Origin of the sequence: Rhabdochromatium marinum (assembly GCF_016583795.1) — a bacterium.
GTDB lineage: Bacteria > Pseudomonadota > Gammaproteobacteria > Chromatiales > Chromatiaceae > Rhabdochromatium > Rhabdochromatium marinum.
In genome coordinates, this window is record NZ_NRRS01000124.1 from 1 (window position 1) to 5,178 (window position 5,178).

Genomic DNA, 5,178 nt, shown 5'->3' on the forward strand with positions numbered 1-5,178 from the left:
ACCGAGCATACGCTCACCGTCTTGCAGCGCCTGCGTGAACTTCACCCCCATCGTGAGTTGATTGTCCTTTGGGATAACGCCTCTTACCACCGCTCGCTTGATGTCAGCGGACTGGCCGAGCAGTTGCACATCACACTGATGCCACTGCCCCCCTACAGTCCTGACTTCATGCCGGTCGAAGCCCTTTGGCATTGGTTGCGCGAAGAGGTGACCTATCACCACTGCCATGCAACGGCTGAAGCGTTGGTTCAGCGCGTGCATCAATTCGCCAAGAACATCAACCGCAACGTCTTTGAAATAGCGGATCGCCTGTGGGTAAAGATCGCCCTCGACCCAGAGGAAGAAAAACTACGTATTCCAGGTTAGGCGCGGTTTAAACGTCTTTACGGATTTTTTCTTCGCTTTTTTCATGGCTCTTCTCTGAAGTTTTCGGTTGACAATTAGATGGTTGTCGATAGCCCATTTTGCTTGATTCAGAGGGTTTTTAGGAGCGGGGCGGACCATCCCATTAGATTTATTTTGTCGGCCTTGGTCATCCTTTCGGCTACCCGGCTGCTCAACCGACGAAGGTCCTCACAGCGGACCCTACGGATCGCGGTTTCGAGTAGGGTCCGCTGTGCGGACCAAGCGCCGCTGGCCGGAAGGACGATCGAGGCCATTTTGTCCAGCCGGAAAAGTGAAAGGCGCCTAACACGGCGGTAAAGCCGACTCCGCGCGGCCGGCGTCGTGGGCTAGTCTCAATCGCATGTGCCATGCGCGGGTCGGCTTACCTTGATCGTTCAGCAAGAATAGCAACCAGGTTACGATATGCCATCAATATCGATGTTTTACGGTCTGATCGTCTATATGTATTTCATGGACAACAAGCAGCACAAACTGCCACACATCCATGTAAAGTACCAAGACGACGAGGTGATTGTCCAAATCCCAGATGGCGATGTTCTCGAAGGGAGCATTCCAGCTTCCAAAATGAAATTGCTTCAAGCGTGGATCGAATTGCACAAAGAAGAACTTATGGCAGACTGGAAGCTTGCTGTTTCTGGAGAGCAGCCATACAAAATCGATCCGTTGAGGTAGTAAATATGAACCCGAGGGTGAAGGCTGTAGCAGCTATGGCTGACTACAAGCTGAGAATCAAATTCAGTAATGGTGAAAAAGGAATCTATGATTGTGCACCACTTCTCGATTTCGGCGTATTCAGAGAGCTAAGAGACGTTAATTATTTCTTGCAGGCAAAAGCATGGGATGGAACTGTCGTTTGGCCACACGAGCAAGACATTTGTCCCGACACGCTATACCTTGATTCAAATAAGAATGCCGAACAAAGCGCTTAACTCGGGCTGCCTGATATTGATTCCCCCTGAGTTGGGCGCAAACTTGTCCCCTTGATGCGGTCGTGCGGATGCGCCGATGGTTTGACAATACGATAGGGGGTGTTATGGGGATGTGGGTGAGTGATGTCGCGAATTCGGCGAGACGCGCCTGTGCGGTGCTTTTGATCTCGACCGTTGGTGTGTCGCCGGTCGGCGCGGAGGACCTGACGGAGGATCGGATCGGTAGTGCGATCCAGGCGTTGGATCGCATGGCGCCGGAGTTGTTACAGCGCTCCGGTGTGCCCGGCATGGCGATCGCCGTGATCTCTGGGGACCGGGTCCGCTACCAGCGTGGCTTCGGTATCCGTGCGCTTGGCGGCGGCGAGCCGGTCGATACGGAGACGGTCTTCCAGCTCGCCTCGGTCTCGAAGCCGCTGTCGGCCACCGTCGTTGCCGGACTTGTTGGGGATGGTCTCGTCGCCTGGGATACGCCTGTCTTTCGTTTTCTGCCGAGCTTCGTCTTGTCCGACCCCTGGGTCACACAAAAAGTGACTATCGCTGATCTGCTCTCGCATCGTAGCGGGTTGCCCGATCACGCGGGCGATCTGCTGGAGGATCTGGGCTTCGATCGGGACGAGATTCTGAAACGTTTGCGGTGCGTGCCGCTCGCGCCATTCCGCATCACCAATGCCTACACCAATTTCGGCTTTACGGCCGGTGCTCTGGCCGGTGCCTCGGCCGCCGGAATGGACTGGCCCGATGTCGCCGAGCAGCGGTTGTTCGCGCCGCTCGGCATGGACCAGAGCAGCTTCCGCTATGCGGACTATCTGAGCCGGATCAACCGCGCCGTCGCTCACGCCTATGTGGACGGGGTTTACCAGCCGCTCTATGAGCGCGATGCCGATGCCCAGTCGCCGGCGGGCGGGGCGAGCGCCAGTGTGAGCGATCTGGCGAAGTGGGCACAGCTTGCGCTCGACGAGGGTCGCTATGAGGGTGAGCCGGTGGTCCAGTCCGCCGCACTGTTGCAGACGCAGTTGCCGCAATCGATCAGCAATCCGGCACCCACGGCGGGCGGACGCTCCGGGTTCTACGGCTTGGGTTGGAACGTCAGCTACGATGATGCCGGTCGTACCAAGCTCAGCCACTCCGGGGCCTTCATGCTCGGGGTCGCCACGAGCGTGACCCTCTATCCGGAGCTCGACCTCGGCATTCTGGTCCTGACCAATGGTGCGCCTTATGGACTTGCGGAAGCGACGTCGCAGACCTTTTTCGATCTGGTACTCGATGGTGCCGTGCAGAACGATTGGCTGAGCCTCTATTTCGGCCTCTTCTCCGATCTCTGGGCCGAGGAGCGCGACTTCATGCGCGATTACAGCGTGCCGCCCGCGAGTCCCGAGCCGTCACTGGCGCAATCGGCCTATCTGGGTCGCTATTACAGCCCCTATTACGGTCCGTTGCGGGTGAACGCGGGCTCGACTGGGATGTCAATCACCCTGGGGCCGCAGTCTATGACCTTCCCCTTGCAGCATTGGGACGGCAATCTCTTCGTGTTCGAGACGACTGGAGAGAATGCGCTTGGCCTCAGCGGCGCCGAGTTCGTGATCGGCCCGAGCGGCAGCGCCGACAGCCTCATCCTGGAGCGCTACAACCAGACCGGACTGGGCACCTTTAGACGGCGGCCTGGCCAGCAACAACTCTGCCAATCCTGGCGGCTGTCAAGTCCCGGAAGATTGTAAGGGCGTTTTGAAAACAGCTCTGGCTGTCGTTCGTGCCATTGTTTCAATGCCTTGATGGGGGCGACATAGTCAAGAGTGTGTTGAGGGATGTGTTGCACGTTCGAGGCCGATCATCCGACGGCCTCGACACGACGAATCATACCCGGAACCGGCTGATGACCTGGGCCAGACCTTCCGACTGGCTCGCGACTTGGTTGGCACTCTCGGCGTTGGTGTGGGCGGCCTCCGCCGAGCGCTCGGCGACATCCCGAATGGCGACCACGTTGCGGTTCACCTCCGAGGCGACATGGCTCTGTTCCTCGATCGCGGCGGCGATCTGGGTGTTCATGTCGAGCACCGAGGACACGTCTGTGGCGATCTCGGCCAGGAAGGCTCCAGCCTGGGTGGCCTGGGTCGCGCTTTCCTGTCCTTCCGTATGGCAGTGGTCGATGAGCTGGACGATGTTGTCCGTGGTCTGGTTCAGATTGGCGATGATGCCCGCGATTTCTTCGGTGGCGGTCTGGGTGCGCATCGCCAGTGTCCGGACCTCGCCGGCGACAACGGCGAAACCGCGTCCCTGCTCGCCGGCACGGGCGGCCTCAATGGCGGCGTTGAGTGCCAGCAGATTGGTCTGCCCGGCGATGCCCCGGATGACGTCAAGTACAGAGCCGATGGTCGCCGCGCTCTGCGCCAGTTCCGCAGCCGCCGCGTTGGATTCCTCCAGCTGTTGCGACAGCAATTGGATGCGCCGGATGGTCTTCTCCACCTGGCCATTGCTCCGCTGGGTGTTCTCGCTGGTGCGACGGGTGCGTTCGGCGGCCATCTCGGTATTGCGCGCGATCTCCTCAATGGTCGCGCCCATCTCGGTGATGGCGGTTGCCAACTGGTCGGTCTCCGCGAGCTGCTGACGTCCTCCCGCAGAGGTCTCGTCGGCGTTGGCCGAGAGCTCGGTGGTGATTTGAGTAAGATGATCGACCGCGTCGCGGCATTGCTGGATGACCTGGCGCATGCTGGCGAGCATGGAATCGAATCCGCGCCCCATCTGGGCCAGCTCGTCCTTGCCCTTGAGGTCGAGCGTCAGCGTCAGGTCGCGGTGCTCCGCGATGTCGCTGATGACGCCGACCGCCCGCCCCAGCCCGTAATCGAGGCTGCGCACGATCCACCAGGTGAGCGAGGAGACGCTCAGTGTGACCAGGAGTGTGAGTGCCAGCAGCCTCCAAACGATGGTGCTCCCTTCCGCCTTCAGCGTCTTTTTGAGGTGGTCCGTGAGCCCGTCGAGCAGGGTGGATGTCTTCTGCATTTCGGCGACGAGTTTTGCTCGGATGCCCTGATCGGGGGCTAGGCCGACACGCTTCTTCGCCTCGACCAGCGCGAGGAAATCCTGACGATAGCCCGTCAGCGTAGAGATCAGCTCCTGGTCGTTTCCGGCCAGATCGACCAGCTTGCGGTAGTTCTTTTCGAACTTGTCGACGTACTTGGTGTTGGATCGCAGCATGAAGTCCTTCTCATTCCGTCTCAGCTGCAGGATCCCAGTCAGCAGATCGTCGCGCTGGCGGTTGTTGACGCTCTCCTCAGCACGGTGCACGGCCTCCCGGAGGCTGCCGTAGAGACCCGACTCCGGATCGAAGCCGATCGTGCGATATTCTTCGACCAGTTGCTCGAATACCTTCAGGTACCCGTCGAAGGAGTCCTGCAGGGCATTGAGCTCGCTGGCGTCCAATCCCTTTCCGGCGACCCTCTCGCGCAGCTCGGCGAGATGCTCTTCGAACTGGGTGGCCTCCTGGTGCAGCTTTTGGGAATGCGTCTCGTCGAACTGCGTCAGGAACGCCTGCTGATCGATATGTGTATGCAACAGGTGCTGGTGCAGCTCGTACGCGAGCTCCTTGGCTGCGTCGAGCCTCTTCATCTCGGTCCAGGACCACCAGACACCGAGCATAAGGACCAGCAACGCACCGACCGACAATGCGGACAGACTGTAGAGTTTATGGCGAATGAGCATGGAACCTCCTTACGTATCTCGATCTAAACCGCGTCAATTTAGAGGTGCGTAATTCTTATGCTATAGTTTGCGCTCCATTGTGCCACGCATCGTTTGGACGCGCACTTGCCGACATTTTGGTGACAGGATCGTTTCATGTTGACGTTAGATC

Annotated in this window: 5 protein-coding genes and 1 pseudogene; 4 read left to right on the top strand and 2 right to left on the bottom strand. The window is 59.0% G+C overall.

What is annotated here, in order from left to right:
• From CKO36_RS18420 to CKO36_RS18435, 4 genes are all read left to right on the top strand, one after another.
• On the top strand, nucleotides 1-366 hold a 366-nt coding region (locus CKO36_RS18420; protein ID WP_200286369.1), incomplete at its 5' end, for a transposase.
• Nucleotides 367-822: 456 nt separating this feature from the next.
• On the top strand, nucleotides 823-1,077 hold the full coding sequence (locus CKO36_RS18425) for a DUF4160 domain-containing protein (protein WP_242469734.1): 255 nt from the start codon (nucleotides 823-825) through the stop codon (nucleotides 1,075-1,077).
• Between the two features lie 5 nt (nucleotides 1,078-1,082).
• The gene (locus CKO36_RS18430; RefSeq protein WP_275957874.1) at nucleotides 1,083-1,334 is read left to right on the top strand and encodes a DUF2442 domain-containing protein; all 252 of its coding nucleotides are present in this window, start codon (nucleotides 1,083-1,085) and stop codon (nucleotides 1,332-1,334) included.
• Nucleotides 1,335-1,444: 110 nt separating this feature from the next.
• Complete coding sequence (locus CKO36_RS18435) at nucleotides 1,445-3,049, top strand: serine hydrolase (RefSeq protein ID WP_200286372.1); 1,605 nt, start codon at nucleotides 1,445-1,447, stop codon at nucleotides 3,047-3,049.
• On the opposite strand, the pseudogene CKO36_RS19980 reads toward CKO36_RS18435, so the two are convergent.
• A pseudogene (locus CKO36_RS19980) lies at nucleotides 3,028-3,138 on the bottom strand (IS481 family transposase); the annotation flags it as partial. The gene CKO36_RS18435 and the pseudogene CKO36_RS19980 sit on opposite strands and share 22 nt — an antisense overlap.
• 47 nt (nucleotides 3,139-3,185) lie before the next feature.
• Nucleotides 3,186-5,027 (bottom strand): methyl-accepting chemotaxis protein, encoded by a 1,842-nt coding sequence (locus tag CKO36_RS18440; RefSeq protein WP_200286373.1) that lies wholly within the window; start codon nucleotides 5,025-5,027, stop codon nucleotides 3,186-3,188.
• Nucleotides 5,028-5,178: the final 151 nt, after the last annotated feature.